Below are 16,653 nucleotides of genomic sequence, written 5' to 3'. Positions count from 1 at the left end.
CGGCGCGCAGGCGCGCGTTCGCGCCCTGAGCCCGGCGCCGGGTGCCGCGCGAGCGCCGTATGGGGAGCCGGCCGGTGAGGGTGGTTCGCTCGGCCCTGTTCCAGGCTGCCTTCTACGGCGTCACGCTGCTCTATATGCTGGCCTTCCTGCCGGCGCTGCCCTTCATCTCGCGCCACACCCTGTGGAAGACCGGCGTCATGGCCTGGGTCCGCGCGGTGGCGTTCCTGCTGCGGGTGGTGGTGGGCATCCGCGCCGAGGTGCGCGGGACCGAGCACATTCCGGCCGGGCCGCTTCTGATCGCGGCGAAGCACCAGTCGGCCTGGGAGACGCTGGCGCTGCTGCCCTATTTCTCCGACCCCGCCTTCATCCTGAAGCGCGAACTGATGGCGATCCCGATCTTCGGCTGGTTCGCCGCCAAGGCGCGCATGATCCCGGTGGACCGTTCGGCCGGATCGAGCGCGCTGAAGGCGATGACGCGCACCGCGCGCGCCGAGATCGCCGACGGCCGGCAGATCCTGATCTTCCCCGAGGGCACCCGCCGGCCGCCGGGGGCGCCCGGCCTACAAGTTCGGCGTCGCCCACCTCTATGCGAGCCTCGGCGTGCCGTGCCTGCCGGTGGCGCTCAATTCCGGCCTCTACTGGCCGCGCCGGGCGCTGAACTTCCGGCCCGGCACCATCCAGGTGGAATTCCTGCCGGCGCTGCCGCCGGGGCTGAAGCGGGAGGATTTCATGGCGCGCATCGAGCACGACATCGAGGTGGCCAGCGACCGGCTTCTGGCCGAGGGACAGGCGGCGCTCGGCGCGGCGCACCGGGCGGTGTGACACGCCTGGAAACGTCCCGTTATCCACACTCTGTGGAAAACTCTTGAAGGCCGCCGGCCACCGTTCTAGTTTCGTTCTCATGAACGCGACTGATTCGCTCCTCCTTCCTCTGGCCGATGCGGGCCGGCTCAACGGCCTGACCAACGGCGCCCTGGGCGCGCGCTACCGCTTCTGGCGGGACGCGGACGGCGTCCGCCACGTGTTCTCGGTCTATCCGGCCGACCAGGCGCCCGATTATCCGGACGCCATCGCCCTCGTCACCCGCCGCACCCCGGCCGGCCCGATCGCCATGTGGGCGGGGCGGCCCCGGCGCGGACGCCCGGCGCATGGCCGAGCGGCTCGATGCCGAAGAGATTCACATCCACGTATTCGGCGACGAGCCGGCGCCGGCATTGCGCGGGCTGATCCGCGAGCGCTCCCCCATCGAGCGCGCGACGCCGCGCCCCGCCGAGGGCACCGCTGCGCTCGGCCTGCTCATCGCCCGACGCGCGGCGGCCTGAGCCGCGTCCCCTCAGACGCCGGCGTGCCCCCGCCGGAGCTGGTGGGCGATCCACGACAGGTCGGCGTCGGCGAGGCCGAGAGCCTCCAGCGCCGAGACCGTGGCGACCACGTAATCGGTGTTGGGGCCGGACTTGCCGTGCGAGCGCCGCACCAGCGCCAGCTGCTCCTCGAGCCCGAGCCCCTTGGCGTACTGGGGATGGGCGCGGTTCACCACATAAGCGATTGCGGGCTCGGCCCGGCGCGAGCCGTCGAGCAGCTGGATGCGCCGCGTGCACTCGCGGTAGACGCCGGAAATCTGCTCGCGCTCCGTCAGATAGGCATGCACCTGAGGCCAGTCCGCCGACGCGACGCGGTAGGCGATGCCGCGGCACGATCCGCCCACATCGAGGCCGAGCACGAGGCCGGGCTGCTCCGGCGTCCCCCGGTGATGGAAGGAATAGACGCACAGCGCCCGGTGGGCGCCGATCAGCCGCGCCTCGCAGCGCTCCGCGAAGGCAAAGCCGGGGTTCCACATCAGCGAGCCATAGGCGAACACCCAAGTGTCGCGCGAGGTGTCGCGCGAGGTGTCGTGCGAGGTGTCGTGCGACGGCGCGGAGGAGGGGGCGAACGGGCGATCGATCGGCGGCACCGGATCGGACGGCATGGCGGCAGTGTCCCGCGCGGAACGTTGACAGATGGCGTAGAGCGTCGCCTAACAGCGCCAGAGCCCCGCCGCAAGCACGAGCCAGGTCGCCCATGTCCGATGACGCCGCACCGCCCGCCCGCAGGAAGTCCTGGATCGTCTTCGTCCCGCTAGCCCTGTTCCTCGTCGTCGCCGCGATCTGGAGCGGCGTGTGGGTCTATGCCTCCAACCGGGCCGAGCGCGAGATCGATGCCTGGGTGGCGCGCGAGGCGCGGCTCGGCCGGATCTGGAACTGCGGCGAGCGCCACCTCGCCGGCTATCCCTTCCGCTTCGAGCTGAAGTGCCGGGGACCGAGCCTTGAGACGCGGGGCGGTGATCCGATCATCATCACCGCCGCCTCGGCGCAGGCGGTGGCGCAGATCTGGGCGCCGAACCACATCGTCGCCGAATTCCAGGCGCCGGCGCGGGTGGTGGATCGGGGCTCCGGCAAGAGCTATGCCGCCACCTGGCAGCTGCTGCAGATGAGCGGCGTCGGCGACCTTTCGGGCCAGCCGCAGCGCTTCTCCGTTCAGGTCACCGAGCCGCGCCTTCAGGAGGCGCAGGAGCCCGGTCCCGTGCCCGCCGCCCCCGCGGCCGCGCCGGCCGACGCCCGACGCCTGACTGGGCGCGCATCTGGTGGAGTTCCACGTGCGCCGCACGCCGGGGGCGAACAGCGCCCTCGACAATGTGGACTTCGCCTTCGGCGCCAAGAACGCCCGCGCAGCGTGCTCGACCGCGCCGGCAGCCCCGGGCCGCTCGACCTCACCGTTCAGGGCACCGTGACGGCGGCGGCGGACCTTCGTCCCATGCCGGTGGAGCAGCGCCTGAAGGCCTGGGCCGCCGCCGGCGGCGTCGTCCGCCTGGAGCGCCTCGCACTGACCACGCCCACGGTCGCGGCCACCGCCTCCGGCGCGCTGTCGGTGGACCGGCCGGGCTTCTCAACGGCAAGCTCGACCTCGGCTTCGCCGGCTTTCAGGACCTGGTGGCGGGCCTCCGGCCGGGCCGGCGCCATCCCGTCCGACCTGGCGCCCATCGTCTCGGCGCTGGCCATGGTGGGCAAGCCGACCACCGTGGAAGGCCGCAAGGGCGTGAGCTACGCCCTGTCGTTCAGCAAGGGCGCGCTCCGGTTCGGTCCGCTGCAGGTGGGCTTCGTGCCGCCGCTGTTCTGAGGCGCGCGGATCAGCCGGCCGGCGGCGGGATCACCTTGTAGAGCTGGAACCGCGCGCCCTCGAAGACGAGCGCCAGCCGGTCTGGGTCCGGATTCGGCGCCCCGCGCTCGGTGAACAGCAGGTAGACATAGTCGAAGTTCTGGGGCCACAGGTCCCAGTAGCGGGGGCCGTCCAGGGTCGGCTCGTCGGCGGCGATCAGCAGCTGCTCCAGCTGCGGCGGCGTGCCGTCCTCCGTGTCGACGATATCGGTATAGGGCCGGTTGACGCGCAGGATCTGCTTGCCCTTCACCGTGAAGGCGGTCGTGACCAGCGACGACTTCTCGATCATGGCGAGGCAGGCCGCGTGCATGAGGCCGAGGTCGCGCACGTCCTCGCCGCCATTGACGTCCGCATAGGCCACCAGCACCCGCGAGCCGGTCTTGATGTCGCCGACCGAGCGGCGGAAGTCGAAGGTCCAGCGGGTGAGCTGGTTCCACACCACCTGCACCTCGGCGACACGCACGCCGACCATCACCAGCAGCACCACGAGGAAGCCGCGCCGCGCCAGCCGGTGCCTGAGGTCGACGCTGAGGGTGGCGAGCACCATGAAGGCGATGGCCACCGGGATGCGCTGGTCCGCCATGTAGGTGGCGAAGGCGACGCGCGGCATGGCGAGATAGACCGCGCCGGCCACCAGGAGCAGCGGCACCAGCAGCGGGTGGACGCGCAGCAGCCGGTGCCGCGCCGCCCAGATGCCGGCGGCGGTGACGACCGCCGCGAGCGCGACCGCCACATAGTCGAAATAGACATTGAAGATGAATTCGATGCCGTCGATCTTGCCCTGCGGCTCCCAGTAGTTCTCGCCCGACAGGCCCCAGGTGGGGCTCGCCAGCATGAGCGGACCGACCAGCGCGAACGGCAGTCCGGCGGCGACGAACGCGGCAAGGCGCGGCGCCAGCGGCCGCCCGCGGCCCTGCCACAGGCGCAGGCTCTCGAAGGCGAGCAGGCCGATGCCGTAGATGCCCGCCGCCACCAGGTGGCAGAAGAACAGCGCCACCACGAACGCGGTCGAGACGAGGTAGCGCCAGAACCACGGCCTGTCCCGCAGCGCCACCCAGGCGGCGAGCGCGCACAGCGCGAGCCCGATGCCGAAATAATAGTTCATGACGCCGATGAGGAAGACGCCGTTATAGAGCAGCGGGAAGGCGAGCAGCTGCACCGACGACCAGCGCCCGAACAGGGCGCGGTTGAGCGCCATGGTGCCGCCGGCGATGAGCGCGAAGCACATCAGCGTGTAGATCTCGCCCGCCGCATAGATGCTGGTGAAGCGGTCGATCACCGGCACCACCAGGTCCATCATCAGGTTCGGGATCACCGCCCATTCCAGGCGGTAGAAGCGCGCGAGGTCGGCGTCGTGCGGCAGCACGGCGATCACGTGCATGCGGGCGAGGTGGTTCACATAGTCCGACAGCGGCGGGATGGGATGGGTGACGATGGGGATCGCCACCAGCGCCAGGCAGATGAGGAAGGCGGCGGCGATGACGCGGCCCGGCAGGTCATGGTGCGGCCGGGCCGGCAGCACCGGGTGCGCGGCGGGCGTGCTGCCGGCGGGCGGCGCTGGAGGGGGCGGTTCTGGCGTCCATGATCGGGGTTCCGCGGGGAGGAACGGCAGCCCGGGCCGCCGGACGCCGATCGCCGGCTGGCTGCCGCCGGGGCGGCTGGATGACATGGAGATTGTGGTGGCGCCATGGCCCGCCGGTGACGGCCGGGGGATATTTTGCACCTGACGCAGGGGCGCGCTTGCGCTGCCGGCCACGCACCGGCGGCGGCCTTTCCCGGCGCGGTCGCGGACGCCGCCATCGCCGCGGGGCGCGAGGTGATCCTGTTCCTGATCCAGGGCTTTGCCGATCCGGCGCTGGAGCGCTACGAGCACGTCTGGTTCCGCCTCGGCTCGCTGGGCAAGGTCGCCGCCATGGGGCGCGCGCGCGGCATCCGCGACCTCGTCATGGTGGGCGGGCTCACCCGGCCGCGCCTGCGCGACCTCGGCTTCGATCTCACCATGCTGCGGCTTCTGCCGCGCATCGCGCGGCTGTTCCGCGGCGGCGACAATCACCTGCTGTCCGGCGTGCTGGAACTGGTGCAGGAGCAGGGCTTCCATCTGGTCGGCGCGCACGAGGTCGCCCCCCGTTTGCTGCTGCCGGAAGGAGTCCTCGGTTCGTGCCGGCCCAGCCCCGTGGACGAAGCCGACATGGCGAAGGGCCTCGCCGTCATCCGCACGCTGGGGCCGTTCGACGTGGGCCAGGCGGTGATCGTCGCCGACGGCTGGGTGGTGGCGGTGGAGGCCGCCGAGGGCACCGACCAGATGCTGGCGCGCTTCGGCGAGATGCGCCGCTCCGGCCGCATCCGCCTCGCCAAGCGGCAGGGGGTGCTGGTGAAGGCGCCGAAGCCCGGCCAGGACCGGCGCATCGATTTGCCCTCGCTCGGGCCGCACACGGTCGAGCGGGCGGCGGCGGTGGGCCTCGCCGGCATCGCCTTCGAGGCGCGCGGCGCCATCGTGCCGGACGTGGAGACGCTGGTGGCGGCGGCGGACGCGGCCGGTCTGTTCGTGATGGGCATGGCGGCGGGCGCGGCGGCGCGAACGGCAGGAACGGGCGCAGATGGCGGCAATTGACGCGCCCGGCCGCTCCGGGTGTTCCTGGTGGCGGGCGAGGAATCCGGCGACCAGCTGGGCGGGGCGCTGATGGAGGCGCTCGCCGCGCGCGCGCTGGAAGCGTGTCCTTCTCCGGCATCGGCGGCACCCGCATGGGCCGGGCCGGGCTCGCCAGCCTCTTCCCCATGGAGGACCTGACCGCCATCGGCGTCGCCGCCGTGCTGTCGCGCCTGCCGCGCATCCTGCGGCGGCTGAAGCAGACCGTGGAGGCGGTGCTGGACGATCCGCCGGACGTGCTGGTGCTGATCGACGCGCCGGACTTCACCCACCGCGTCGCCGCGCGGGTGCGCGCCGCCAATCCGAAGATCCCGATCGTCAAATATGTCTCGCCCACGGTGTGGGTCTGGCGCTCGGGCCGGGCCGCCGCCATGCGGCCCTATGTGGACCATCTGCTGGCGCTGCTGCCGTTCGAGCCGGAGGTGCATCGCGTGCTCGGCGGCCCGCCCACCACCTATGTGGGGCATCCGCTGCTGGAGCGGCTCGGCGAACTTCGGCCGAGCGCGGCGGAAGCGGCGCGGCGCGCGGCGGAGCCGCCGCTGGTCCTGGTGCGTGCCGGGCAGCCGGCGGCGCGAGATCACCCGGCTCGGCGCCGATTTCGGCTGGGCGCTCGCCCGCGTTGCCAAGACGCAGCCCATGGACCTCGTCCTGCCGACCCTGCCGCGCCTTCAAGGCCTGATCGAGGAGACCATCGCCCCCTGGCCGGTGAAGCCGCGGGTGGTCGTGACGGAGGCGGAGAAGTTCCAGGCGTTCCGCTGTGCCCGCGCCGCGCTCGCCGCCTCGGGCACCGTGACGCTCGAACTGGCGCTTGCCGGCGTGCCCATGGTCGCGGCCTATCGCATCGGCTGGCTGGAGGCGCAGATCGGCCGGCGCCTGCTCCAAGGCACCAGCGTCGTGCTCGCCAACCGCGTCATCGGCGAGGACGTGGTGCCGGAACTGCTGCAGGAATTCCTCACCGTCCCGGTGCTCGCCGATGCGCTCGCCCGCACCATCGCCGACACGCCCCTGCGCGCGCGGCAGCTGGCCGGTTTCGCCAGGCTCGACGATATCTTCGGCATCGCCGACGAGCATCCCAGCGTGAAGGCGGCCCATGTGGTGCTGCGGCTGGCGCGGGACGGCCGGCCGGCGTCGCTGACGGCGCCGTAGGGGGGCCTTCGGCGGATGGTCGCCTGCGGCGGAGTCTTGCGCTGGGCCCCGGCTCTCCTTCCGCTGACGCTCCAGTCGGCCGGGGCGCGAGGGCGGTTTCCCAGCCCAGCGACGGCATAGCCGTGGTTCCCCGGCCAAGCGACGGCGCAGCCGGAGCGCCGAGCCGGGGTCCAGGGGAGACTCCCGCGCAGCGGGCAATCCCCCTGCGGCCAATGCCACCAAAACACGCGGAAGGATTCCCGGCCCAGGGAATGTTTCCTTTCCGTTCCCCTCCGCGGCAGGCTCTGCCAGTATGGCGGGGATCAAGCCGGGGCATGCGGAACGATTCGCGTGCCTGAGGCCCCGCCCTTCTGCTATCGAGCACCCATGTCCGATACCGATGACCTCTTCGGGGCGTCCTCGCCCCGTCCCGCCCCCAAGCCTGCCGCTGCCGCGAAGTCCAAGGCGGCTGCCGTGCCCGCCATGGCCTCCGACTACACCGCCGCCCATATCGAGGTGCTGGAAGGCCTGGAGCCGGTGCGGCGCCGGCCCGGAATGTATATCGGCGGCACCGATTCCAAGGCGCTGCACCACCTGTTCGCCGAGGTGATCGACAATTGCATGGACGAGGCCGTGGCCGGACACGCCTCCTTCATCGAGGTGGAGCTGGGGGCGGACGGCTACCTCACCGTGACCGACAACGGCCGCGGCATCCCGGTGGAGGACCACCCGAAATTCCCCGGCAAGTCGGCGCTCGAGGTCATCATGACCACGCTCCATGCGGGCGGAAAGTTCGACAGCAAGGTCTACGAGACCTCGGGCGGCCTGCACGGCGTCGGCGTTTCGGTGGTGAACGCGCTCTCCGACGATCTGGAAGTCGAGGTCGCGCGCAACCAGACCCTCTACCGCCAGAGCTTCTCCAAGGGCGTGCCCCAGGGCCCGCTGAAGGAGGTCGGCCGCATCACCAATCGCCGCGGCACCCGCGTGCGCTTCCATCCCGACCCGGAGATCTTCGGCGCCTCGGCCCATTTCGAGCCCGCCCGCGTGTTCCGCATGGCGCGCTCGAAGGCCTATCTGTTCGGCGGCGTCGAGATTCGCTGGTCGTGCGACGGCGCGCTGGTGAAGGGCACGGACGTGCCCGAGAAGATGGTGTTCCGCTTTCCCGGCGGCCTGCGCGACTATCTTGCCGGCGATCTCGAAGGCCACACGCTGGTGCATGCGGACATCTTCTCCGGCCGCATCCAGAAGGCGGGCGGGCACGGCTCGGTGGAATGGGCGGTGGCGTGGGTGGCGGACGGCGACGGAGGCATTTCCTCCTATTGCAACACCATCCCGACGCCCGACGGCGGCACCCACGAGAACGGCCTGCGCACGGTGCTGCTCAAGGGCCTGAAGGACCACGCGGAGCGTTCCGGACAGGGCAAGCGCGCCGGCATCGTCACCGGCGACGACGTCATCACCGGCTGTGCCGCCATGCTCTCGGTGTTCGTGCGCGAGCCCGAGTTCCAGGGCCAGACCAAGGACCGGCTCGCGACCCAGGAGGCCGCGCGCATCGTCGAGCAGGCGCTGCGCGACCCCTTCGACCACTGGCTCGCCGCCAATCCGGTGCAGGCGAGCCGGCTGCTCGACCATGTGATCGACCGGGCCGAGGAGCGGCTGCGCCGCAGGCAGGAGAAGGAGGTCTCGCGCAAGACCGCGGTGCGCAAGCTGCGCCTGCCGGGCAAGCTCGCCGACTGCTCCAACACCGAGGCGGCGGGCTCCGAACTGTTCATCGTCGAGGGCGACTCGGCCGGCGGCTCGGCCAAGCAGGCGCGCGACAGGAAGACCCAGGCGGTGCTGCCGCTGCGCGGCAAGATCCTCAACGTCGCCAACGCCACCCGCGACAAGCTGGCGGCGAACCAGCAGCTCGCCGACCTCGGCCAGGCGCTGGGCTGCGGCACGCTCACCCACTACCGCGAGGCGGACCTGCGGTACGAGAAGGTCATCATCATGACCGACGCGGATGTTGACGGGGCGCACATCGCCTCGCTCCTCGTCACCTATTTCTACCGGCAGATGCCGAAGCTGATCGAGGAAGGGCACCTCTTCCTCGCCGTGCCGCCGCTCTACCGCATCACGCAGGGCGCGAAGACGCTCTATGCCCGCGACGACGCCCACAAGGACCTGCTGCTGAAGAAGGAATTTTCGGCCAAGGGCAAGGTGGAGGTGGGCCGCTTCAAGGGTCTCGGCGAGATGATGCCGGCGCAGCTCAAGGAAACCACCATGGACCCGCGCACCCGCACGCTCCAGCGGGTCGGCATCGAGGACGCCGAGCGCGCCGCCACCGCCGATCTGGTGGAGCGCCTCATGGGCAACAAGCCGGAGGCGCGCTTCGCCTTCATCTCCGAGCGCGCGGCCTTCGCCGACGAGGAATTGCTGGACATCTGAGCAGGCGCTTCCGGCCGCGAGCGGATGCGGAGCCGGCGCACGGGAACCTGATCCCGTTTCCCGCCTTTCCCCGACCGGGGGAAGGGTGTAGACACCTTCGCCCCACACCGCCGGCTGCCTCCCGCGCCGGCAGCGTCAGGAGAGGAAGATGGCGGATCAGAAGGCGCGCATCGCCGTGCTCGGTGCCTCCGGCTACACCGGATCGGAACTGGTGCGCCTGCTGCTGCGCCATCCGCGGGTCGAGATCACCGTGCTCACCGCCGACCGCAAGGCCGGGCAGGCGATGGCGGACGTGTTTCCGCAGTTCGCGCCGTTCCCTCTGCCGAAGCTCGTCACCATCGAGGAGGCGGACTTCTCGGCCGTGGACCTCGTGTTCTGCGCGCTGCCCCACGCCACCACCCAGCAGGTGGTGAAGGGGCTGCTGGAAAAGCACCCGACCCTCAAGGTGGTGGACCTGTCCGCCGACTTCCGCCTGTCCGATCCCGGCGCCTACGAGCAGTGGTACGGCCACCCGCACGGCGCGCTCGACCTGCAGAAGGAGGCGGTGTTCGGGCTGGTGGAGATCTACCGGGAGGAGATCCGCAAGGCGCGGCTCGTCGCCAATCCCGGCTGCCACACCACCACCGCCATCCTGCCCATCGTGCCGCTGCTGGAGGCGGGGGCGATCGAGCCGGACAGCATCGTCATCGATTCCAAGACCGGCATGTCCGGCGCCGGCCGCTCCGCCAAGGAGGCGATGCTGTTCTCGGAAATCTCCGAGGGCACGTTCGCCTATTCGGTGGGCTCGCACCGGCACATGGGCGAACTGGACCAGGAATATTCCAAGGCCGCCGGCCGGCCGGTGACGCCCATGTTCGTGCCGGTGCTCTCGCCCATGAACCGGGGCATCTACGCCACCATCTTCGTGCGCACCACCGGGGCGAAGGCCGAGGACCTGCACCAGATCATCGCCACCTACTACAAAGGCGAGCCCTTCGTGCACGTCCTGCCGTTCGGCCAGGTGCCGCTCTCGCGCCACACCCGCGGGTCGAACATGGTGTTCATCGGCGTGGCGGCGGACCGGGTGTCCGGCCGCGCCATCATCGTCTCCACCCTGGACAACCTGGTGAAGGGCGCCTCGGGCCAGGCGGTGCAGAACATGAACCTGGTGCTCGGCTTCCCCGAGACGCTGGGCCTGGAGCAGATCGCGCTGTCGCCGTAGCGGCCAGCGCGCTCCAAATCATGGGCGGAGAACGCGGTGGCCGATCAGCGTGCGATGCAGGCTGATCGGCGCTTGCTCTAGTTCGCCAGCTCGCGGGCGATGATGAGGCGTTGCACCTCGCTCGTGCCCTCGACGATCCGCAGCACCTTTGCCTCGCCCAGCAGCCCCGACACGTCGAACTCCTCGAACACGCCGTAGCCGCCGTGCACCTGGATGGCGATGTCGGCGATTTCGCTCGCCATCTCACTGGCGAACAGCTTCACCATCGAGGTCTCGGTGCGGAACGGCCGGCCGGCGTCGGAGATGGCGGCGGCGTTGCGCACCATCAGTTCGGCGGCGTGGATCTTGGTGAGCGCGTCGGCGAGCGGGAAGGCGACGCCCTGGTTGGCCAGGATCGGCGCGCCGCCCACCTTGCGCTCCGCGGCATAGGCGCGGGCGAGGTCCACCGCCTTGCGCGACAGGCCGAGCCCGGTGGCCGCCACCAGGATGCGGCCGATGGAGAGCGTGGTGAGGATCTGCTTCAGCCCGTCGCCCCGGTTGCCCACCATGTTGGCCTTGGGGATGCGGCATTCGTCGAGATAGAGCTCGACGGAATCGGCGATGCGCCAGCCGATCTTGCGCCCCGCCTTGCCCACCCGGAAGCCGGGCGTGCCCACCGGCACCACGAAGGTGGACAGGCCCTTGGCGCCCTTCTCAGGGTCGGTCACCGCGATGATGGTGGAGAGGCCGTGGAGCGGCGTGCCGCCGTTGGTCGAGAAGATCTTGGCGCCGGTGAGCACGAAGTGGTCGCCATCCTCTACCGCGCGGGTGCGGGTCGCCGCCACATCCGAACCGCCATGCGGCTCGGTGACGCCGAAGGAGGCCACCATCTCGCCCCGGCACAGGGGCGCCAGCCATTTCTCCTTCTGCTCCGGCGAGCCATATCGGGAGATCACCGTCATGGGCGCGCTGTTGCACAGATAGATGGCGGCGAACCCCGGCTCCACCCGCGCCAGCGTCTCCGCCACGATGGCCGCGCCGCGCGTGCCCATGCCGCCGCCGTCATAGGCCTCCTCATAGGCCGTTCCCATGAAGCCGAGGGCGAGGAATTCCTTCACCAGCTCGGTGGGGAATTCGTGGCGGTCGACGAAGGGCTTGATGCGGGGCGCAAGCACCTGCTGGGCGAACGCCTCCAGGCTCGATTTCAGCAGGGTCTCGTCGTCGGACAGATCGAGCAGCATGGCATCCTCACTGGGCTTTGGCGCGGAACGTGTGGAAGGTGGCGCGGGCGGCCGGGGCGGAGCAGGTCGCTCCCGGCGCAGAAGACGGGCGCCGCGCGTCGAGGACGATCGCCAAGACGCGCTCGTCCCGGTCGAGCCGCCGGAGTGCCGCGGCGCACCGCTCCGTGCGCCTCTTCGGCGATGACGCCCCTGGTATCGGTCAGGGGCGGCCTCACTGGGTATGGGCCGGGAGCCACATGGCGATCTCCGGCCACGCAATCACCGCGCCCAGCGCCACGATCTGGAGCAGGATGAAGGGCCACACGCCGGCGAAGATATCGCTCAGCGACACCTCTGGCGGCGCCACGCCCTTCAGGTAGAAGGCGGCCGGGCCGAACGGCGGCGACAGATAGGACAGCTGCATGTTCATGCAGAACAGGATGCCGAACCAGACCGGGTCGTAGCCGAGGCTTTTGATGATCGGCACGAAGATCGGCATGGTGAGCAGCGCGATGCCGATCCAGTCGATGAAGCAGCCGAGCACGATCAGGATGCCCATCATCAGCAGCAGCGTGCCGAGCGGGCCGAAGCCCAAATCGAGGATCTCGCCGCGCAGGAAATCGGTGCCGCCGGCCAGCGTGTAGATGCCCACCAGCGCCGAGGCGCCGAAGAAGATCCAGGTGACCATGGCGACCGTGCGCCCGGTCTGCACCACCGAGTGGCGCAGGTTGGCGAAGGTGAACTGGCCGTTCACGGCGAGGATCGCGAGGGCACCGAGGGTGCCGAGCGCGCCCACTTCGGTGGGGGTGGCGATGCCGGTGTAGAAGCATGTCATCACGAAGGCGATGAGCAGCGCCGGGGCGATCAGCTGGCGCATCTCGGCGAGGCGCTGGGAGAGCGGGACGGCATATTCGCGCGCGTCCGGCAGCGGGGCGAGTTCAGGCCGGCGCCAGCAGATGAACACCGTATAGGCCGCATAGAGGCCGGCCAGCAGAAGTCCCGGGCCGATCGCCGCCATGAACAGCTTGCCGATGGAGACCTGGGCCACGAGGCCGTAGACGATGAGCACCACCGAGGGCGGGATCATGGTTCCGAGCGAGCCGCCGGCGCAGATCACGCCGCTGACCAGGCGCTTGTCGTAGCCGCGCCGGAGCATGGCCGGCAGGCAGACGAGGCCGAGGGTGACGATCTCGGCGCCGATCACGCCCACCATGGCGGCCATGATGGTGGAGGCGACGATGGTGGCCACCGCCAGTCCGCCGGGAATGCGCCCGACCAGCAGGTGGAGCGACTTGAACATGCCCTCCACCAGGCCGCTGCGCTCCAGGATGCAGCCCATGAGCACGAACAGGGGCACCGAGATCAGCGCGTAGTTGTTCATCAGCGTGAAGATGCGGCTGACGATCAGGAAGAAGCTCTCGGTGCCGAAGAGGATGAAGCCGAAGACGCCCGCCGTGAATGCGGTCACGAAGGCGAGCGGGAGGCCGATCACCATCAGCGCGACCATGAGCGTCACGATCAGGAGCGTGCCGTATTCGATGGACATGGGATACCTGTGCCGGTCGGAGGGCAGGCGGGCTCAGTCGAGCGGGCGGGATGTGGCGTCGGCGGTGTCGGCCGGCGGCCCCACCTGGCCGCGCAGGCGGCGGGCGAGGTTCACCAGCGCCTGGGCCAGCATGAGCGCGGCACCGACCGGGATGGCGATCTTCATGACCATGGGCGTCGGCGCGTTCCAGGCCGTGCCGGTGGTCTCGAAATCGTGGATCGAGGGCAGGGCCTGGGCGATGCCGAACCAGACGAGCGCCACCAGCACGGCGATGATGATGAGGTCGGACGCGATGTCCGACAGGTATTTCAGGCGCGCAGGCAGGAGGTTGTAGATCACGTCGATGCGCACGTGGTCGCCGCGCTGGAGCGCGCCGGCACCGGAGAGCATGTAGTGGATGCCGGCCAGCGCAATCACGAGATCCGCGCCCCAGACCGTCGGCGCGTTGAAGATGTAGCGCGCCCCCACGTCGTAGGCGGTGATCAGGAACACGATGAAGTAGATCCAGGCGATCGCGTCGCTGAAGGCGGCGCTCGCGCGGTCGAACCGGTTCATGGGGCTCTCCTCATGGGATGGGCGCGCGGACGGGTGCCCGCGCCCCGCGCGCTCATTCTCAGCTATGCCGGACGATCCGCTCCGCCCGGCGCGCGCGTCAGCCGATGAGGCCGCGGCTCTTGAGGTAGGCCACCTGGCCGTCCACGGCCTTCTTGCAGAGCTCGTTCTTCTGCGCGTACTGCTGCCAGACCTCTTCGGCCGTGGTGCGGAACTTGCGCCGACCTTCGGGGGTCCAGGCGATGAGCTCCACCTTCTTGTCGGCAAGGGCGACGGCGGTGGACGCATCCTGGCGCGCCACCGATTGGATCATGTCGCGGCAGAAGTCGCGCACGCCCACGGTGAGGATCGCCTTGAGGTCCGGGGTCAGCGCGTCCCAGCGGTCCTGGTTTACCGAGACGTCGCCCACCGGCATGGAGTGGAAGCCGGGGAACAGCGCCCACTTCGCCTTCTCGTGGAGGCCGATCTCGGCGTTCATGCCGAGCGTGCCCCAGTCCGCCGCCTCGATGACGCCGCGGTCGAGGCCGCTGAACACCTCGGTGCCGGGCAGGTTCACCGCCACCACGCCGAACTTGGCGAAGATGTCCGCCGACATGCCCTGCGGCAGGCGCATCTTCAGGCCCTTGAGGTCTTCAGGGCCGCGCACCGGGCGCGACACGGGGATCGATTCCATGCCCCACCAGGCGACGCCGATGGGGTAGATCTTGAACGGCTTGTAGATCTCCTTCAGCAGATCGAGGCCGCCATAGTTCTCGAAATAGTCCTGCGCCTGGTAGGGAGTGTCGTAGGCGCCGTTGAGGTCGCCGATGACGCCGAAGGCCGGGTTGCGTCCGGTCCAGTAGACGGTCGCGGGATGATGGCCGTCGAGCAGGCCGCGCGAGACCGCGTCCAGCGTCTCCTGCTGCCCCACCGCAGCCCCCGAGGCGAGGGCGGTGATCTGCAGCCGCCCGTCGGTCATGGCCTTGACGTTCTCGCAGAAGCGCTCGAACGCCTGCTGGTTCACGGTCCCCGCCTGCCACAGCGTCTGGATGCGCCAGCGGTGGGTCTTCTGGGCAATCGCCGGCGCGGCCAGCGTCGCGGCGGCGGCGAGTGCAGCCCCGCCCGCGATCATGTTGCGTCTCGTAACCATGTGTTCCTCCCAATTTTTGTGTCTTCGAGTCGGATTACGCTCGTTTTGTTTTTGTCTTCTTGGTCTTACTTGAACAGCGCCGGATCCATCTTGGGCAAAGGATCGGCGATCCGCACGGGCGGGTACGCCATGAGGTCGAGGATCTGGGTCTTCACGTCGATGCCGTCCGCCACCTCCGCCAGGACGAGCCCGTCGGGCTCGACCCGGAATACCGCCCGTTCGGTGATGATCAGCGCCTCCTGGCCCAGCTGGCGCACCCCGTCCCGCACGCGGTAGGTGATGCTGTCGGCGGCCTGGACGAACTTACCGACCTTGCCCTCCCTGAGGATGGAGAGCCGCCCGTCCTGAAAGCCGCATTCGAGGCCCGCGGTGGTGAAGGTGCCGGTGAAGACGAGGCGGCGCGCGTTCGCGGCGATGTCGATGAAGCCGCCGGCGCCGGGATTGGCGGCGCCGAACTTGCTGACGTTCACGCATCCGGCGGCGTCGAACTGGGCGAACGCCAGTGCCGCAAACGGGCACAGGCCGCCGTCGATGAAGTCGAACTGGGTCGGCCCGTCCAGCAGGGCCTCCGGGTTCCAGTTGGCGGAGAACTGCCACCCGCTCATCACGAACCCGCCGAACGGCCCGTGCTCGGTGGTGAAGTTGTAGTCGTAGAGCTTGTCGCCGGTGAGCAGTCCCTCCTCGGCCATCACCTGTGGCGTGTCGGAGGAGGCGCCGAAGCCGAAGATCGAGACCTCGCCCGGACGCACCTCGCGCGCGGCGCGCCGGGCGATGACCTTGTCCGCCGAGATCGGCAGCGGGCCGAGGTCGAGCGGATGGTTCGCCATGCCGAGATAGCCCGGGTCGTAGTCGACCCCGGTGCTCATCACCATCTGCGGGTCCACCACCACCGCGTCCACGAGCACGCCGGGCACCCGCACCGCGGACACCGGGCGCGAGTGGCGTGGCACGATCCGCCGCACCTGGGCGATCACCTTGCCGCCCGAGGCCTTCACCGCCAGCGCGATCTGGAGGTTGCTGGAGAGCAGCGGCTCGTCCTCCCACGAGAGGTTGCCGAACTCGTCGGCAGAGGAGGCGCGGATGATGCCAACGTCGAGCGGCCAGGAGGGATAGAACAGGTGCTCCTCGCCGCGGAACTCCACCACCTCGATCAGGTCGTCCTTGCAGCGGTCGGTGAACTTGCCGCCGCCGAGGCGGGGGTCCGCATAGGTGCCGAGGCCGATCTTGGTGAGATAGCCGGGCGAGCGGCGCGCCACCTCGCGCAGCCAGTGCATGGTGGCACCGATGGGCCAGGAATAGGCCTCCACCTTGTTCTCGCGGATCAGCCCCATGAGGGCCGGGCGCCGCCGGTCCGGGGATTGACGGGGTTGATGTAGGAGCCCGACACGATGCGCTTCATGAGCCCTTCGCGGGCCACATGGTCCATGCCGCGGATGTCCACCGCGTCGCCGGTGCCGACCGGAAAATAGAAGGTGAGCCCGCGCGGCGTGCCGGAAGCGGCGAAGCGCTCCCCCACCGCCTTGAGAACGGTGTCCGGCGTGATCCAGCCGATCACGCGACGCAGGCCACCGTGTCGCCGTCGCGGATCAGACCGGCCGCCGCCTCGGCGGAGACCATCTTGCTGCGGGCGAGGGA

Annotated in this window: 14 protein-coding genes and 1 pseudogene; 7 read left to right on the top strand and 8 right to left on the bottom strand. The window is 70.1% G+C overall.

The annotated features are described in order from the left end of the window. Nucleotides 1-74 precede the first annotated feature (74 nt). Together AC2W7M_RS07070 and AC2W7M_RS07065 are read left to right on the top strand one after the other, a co-directional pair. The gene (locus tag AC2W7M_RS07070) at nucleotides 75-869 is read left to right on the top strand and encodes a lysophospholipid acyltransferase family protein (RefSeq protein WP_486131219.1); all 795 of its coding nucleotides are present in this window, start codon (nucleotides 75-77) and stop codon (nucleotides 867-869) included. 279 nt (nucleotides 870-1,148) lie between these two features. Next, nucleotides 1,149-1,322 carry a hypothetical protein gene (locus tag AC2W7M_RS07065; RefSeq protein ID WP_486131218.1) on the top strand — a complete coding sequence of 58 codons (174 nt, stop codon included), beginning with the start codon at nucleotides 1,149-1,151 and terminating at the stop codon, nucleotides 1,320-1,322. Between the two features lie 11 nt (nucleotides 1,323-1,333). Here AC2W7M_RS07065 and AC2W7M_RS07060 read toward each other — a convergent pair whose 3' ends face one another. After that, nucleotides 1,334-1,966 (bottom strand): gamma-glutamylcyclotransferase, encoded by a 633-nt coding sequence (locus tag AC2W7M_RS07060; RefSeq protein WP_486131216.1) that lies wholly within the window; start codon nucleotides 1,964-1,966, stop codon nucleotides 1,334-1,336. Nucleotides 1,967-2,058: 92 nt separating this feature from the next. Here AC2W7M_RS07060 and AC2W7M_RS07055 point away from each other — a divergent pair, with 92 nt between their 5' ends. Then, nucleotides 2,059-3,153, top strand: a complete 1,095-nt coding sequence (locus AC2W7M_RS07055) for a DUF2125 domain-containing protein (protein WP_486131214.1) — start codon at nucleotides 2,059-2,061, stop codon at nucleotides 3,151-3,153. Nucleotides 3,154-3,163: 10 nt separating this feature from the next. Here AC2W7M_RS07055 and AC2W7M_RS07050 read toward each other — a convergent pair whose 3' ends face one another. Beyond that, the gene (locus tag AC2W7M_RS07050) at nucleotides 3,164-4,714 is read right to left on the bottom strand and encodes a hypothetical protein (RefSeq protein WP_486131212.1); all 1,551 of its coding nucleotides are present in this window, start codon (nucleotides 4,712-4,714) and stop codon (nucleotides 3,164-3,166) included. A gap of 195 nt (nucleotides 4,715-4,909) precedes the next feature. Between AC2W7M_RS07050 and AC2W7M_RS07045 the strand changes: the two genes are divergently transcribed. The 4 genes and pseudogenes from AC2W7M_RS07045 to argC all read left to right on the top strand — a co-directional run bounded on the left by AC2W7M_RS07045 (nucleotide 4,910) and on the right by argC (nucleotide 10,592). Beyond that, nucleotides 4,910-5,803, top strand: a complete 894-nt coding sequence (locus tag AC2W7M_RS07045; RefSeq protein ID WP_486131210.1) for an LpxI family protein — start codon at nucleotides 4,910-4,912, stop codon at nucleotides 5,801-5,803. A 69-nt stretch (nucleotides 5,804-5,872) separates the two neighbouring features. Beyond that, a pseudogene (locus AC2W7M_RS07040) lies at nucleotides 5,873-6,985 on the top strand (lipid-A-disaccharide synthase). A gap of 366 nt (nucleotides 6,986-7,351) precedes the next feature. Next, entirely contained in the window at nucleotides 7,352-9,391 is a 2,040-nt protein-coding gene (gene parE / locus AC2W7M_RS07035; RefSeq protein WP_486131209.1) for a DNA topoisomerase IV subunit B, read from the top strand. Between the two features lie 148 nt (nucleotides 9,392-9,539). Next, a complete protein-coding gene (gene argC, locus AC2W7M_RS07030; RefSeq protein WP_486131207.1) occupies nucleotides 9,540-10,592 on the top strand; it encodes an N-acetyl-gamma-glutamyl-phosphate reductase in 1,053 nt (350 codons plus the stop codon). Between the two features lie 77 nt (nucleotides 10,593-10,669). Here argC and AC2W7M_RS07025 read toward each other — a convergent pair whose 3' ends face one another. The 6 genes from AC2W7M_RS07025 to AC2W7M_RS07000 form a co-directional block, all read right to left on the bottom strand. Beyond that, nucleotides 10,670-11,812, bottom strand: coding sequence for an acyl-CoA dehydrogenase family protein (locus tag AC2W7M_RS07025; RefSeq protein WP_486131205.1), 1,143 nt, complete (start codon nucleotides 11,810-11,812; stop codon nucleotides 10,670-10,672). Between the two features lie 211 nt (nucleotides 11,813-12,023). Continuing rightward, the gene (locus tag AC2W7M_RS07020; RefSeq protein ID WP_486131204.1) at nucleotides 12,024-13,337 is read right to left on the bottom strand and encodes a TRAP transporter large permease; all 1,314 of its coding nucleotides are present in this window, start codon (nucleotides 13,335-13,337) and stop codon (nucleotides 12,024-12,026) included. A 33-nt stretch (nucleotides 13,338-13,370) separates the two neighbouring features. Next, nucleotides 13,371-13,892: a TRAP transporter small permease subunit gene (locus AC2W7M_RS07015; RefSeq protein ID WP_486131202.1), complete on the bottom strand. Its 522-nt coding sequence runs from the start codon at nucleotides 13,890-13,892 to the stop codon at nucleotides 13,371-13,373. Between the two features lie 97 nt (nucleotides 13,893-13,989). Next, entirely contained in the window at nucleotides 13,990-15,018 is a 1,029-nt protein-coding gene (locus AC2W7M_RS07010; RefSeq protein WP_486131200.1) for a TRAP transporter substrate-binding protein, read from the bottom strand. Between the two features lie 65 nt (nucleotides 15,019-15,083). Then, a complete protein-coding gene (locus AC2W7M_RS07005; RefSeq protein ID WP_486131198.1) occupies nucleotides 15,084-16,349 on the bottom strand; it encodes a CoA-transferase in 1,266 nt (421 codons plus the stop codon). Continuing rightward, nucleotides 16,340-16,573: a hypothetical protein gene (locus tag AC2W7M_RS07000; protein ID WP_486131196.1), complete on the bottom strand. Its 234-nt coding sequence runs from the start codon at nucleotides 16,571-16,573 to the stop codon at nucleotides 16,340-16,342. Before AC2W7M_RS07000 ends, AC2W7M_RS07005 begins: the two co-directional genes overlap by 10 nt. Between the last annotated feature and the right edge of the window lie 80 nt (nucleotides 16,574-16,653).

The organism is Xanthobacter sp. BG11Y11_SDJG, from assembly GCF_057364445.1.
The sequence above is the reverse complement of the archived record's forward strand: the minus strand, read 5'-3'. Positions and strand labels throughout refer to the sequence as shown.

Coding starts and splice junctions, on each gene's coding strand:
- AC2W7M_RS07055 (WP_486131214.1), top strand. CDS start 2,059: ATGTCCGATGACGCCGCACCGCCCGCCCGCAGGAAGTCCTGGATCGTC.
- argC (WP_486131207.1), top strand. CDS start 9,540: ATGGCGGATCAGAAGGCGCGCATCGCCGTGCTCGGTGCCTCCGGCTAC.
- AC2W7M_RS07020 (WP_486131204.1), bottom strand. CDS start 13,337: ATGTCCATCGAATACGGCACGCTCCTGATCGTGACGCTCATGGTCGCG.
- AC2W7M_RS07025 (WP_486131205.1), bottom strand. CDS start 11,812: ATGCTGCTCGATCTGTCCGACGACGAGACCCTGCTGAAATCGAGCCTG.
- parE (WP_486131209.1), top strand. CDS start 7,352: ATGTCCGATACCGATGACCTCTTCGGGGCGTCCTCGCCCCGTCCCGCC.
- AC2W7M_RS07015 (WP_486131202.1), bottom strand. CDS start 13,892: ATGAACCGGTTCGACCGCGCGAGCGCCGCCTTCAGCGACGCGATCGCC.
- AC2W7M_RS07005 (WP_486131198.1), bottom strand. CDS start 16,349: ATGGGGCTGATCCGCGAGAACAAGGTGGAGGCCTATTCCTGGCCCATC.
- AC2W7M_RS07060 (WP_486131216.1), bottom strand. CDS start 1,966: ATGCCGTCCGATCCGGTGCCGCCGATCGATCGCCCGTTCGCCCCCTCC.
- AC2W7M_RS07010 (WP_486131200.1), bottom strand. CDS start 15,018: ATGGTTACGAGACGCAACATGATCGCGGGCGGGGCTGCACTCGCCGCC.
- AC2W7M_RS07065 (WP_486131218.1), top strand. CDS start 1,149: ATGGCCGAGCGGCTCGATGCCGAAGAGATTCACATCCACGTATTCGGC.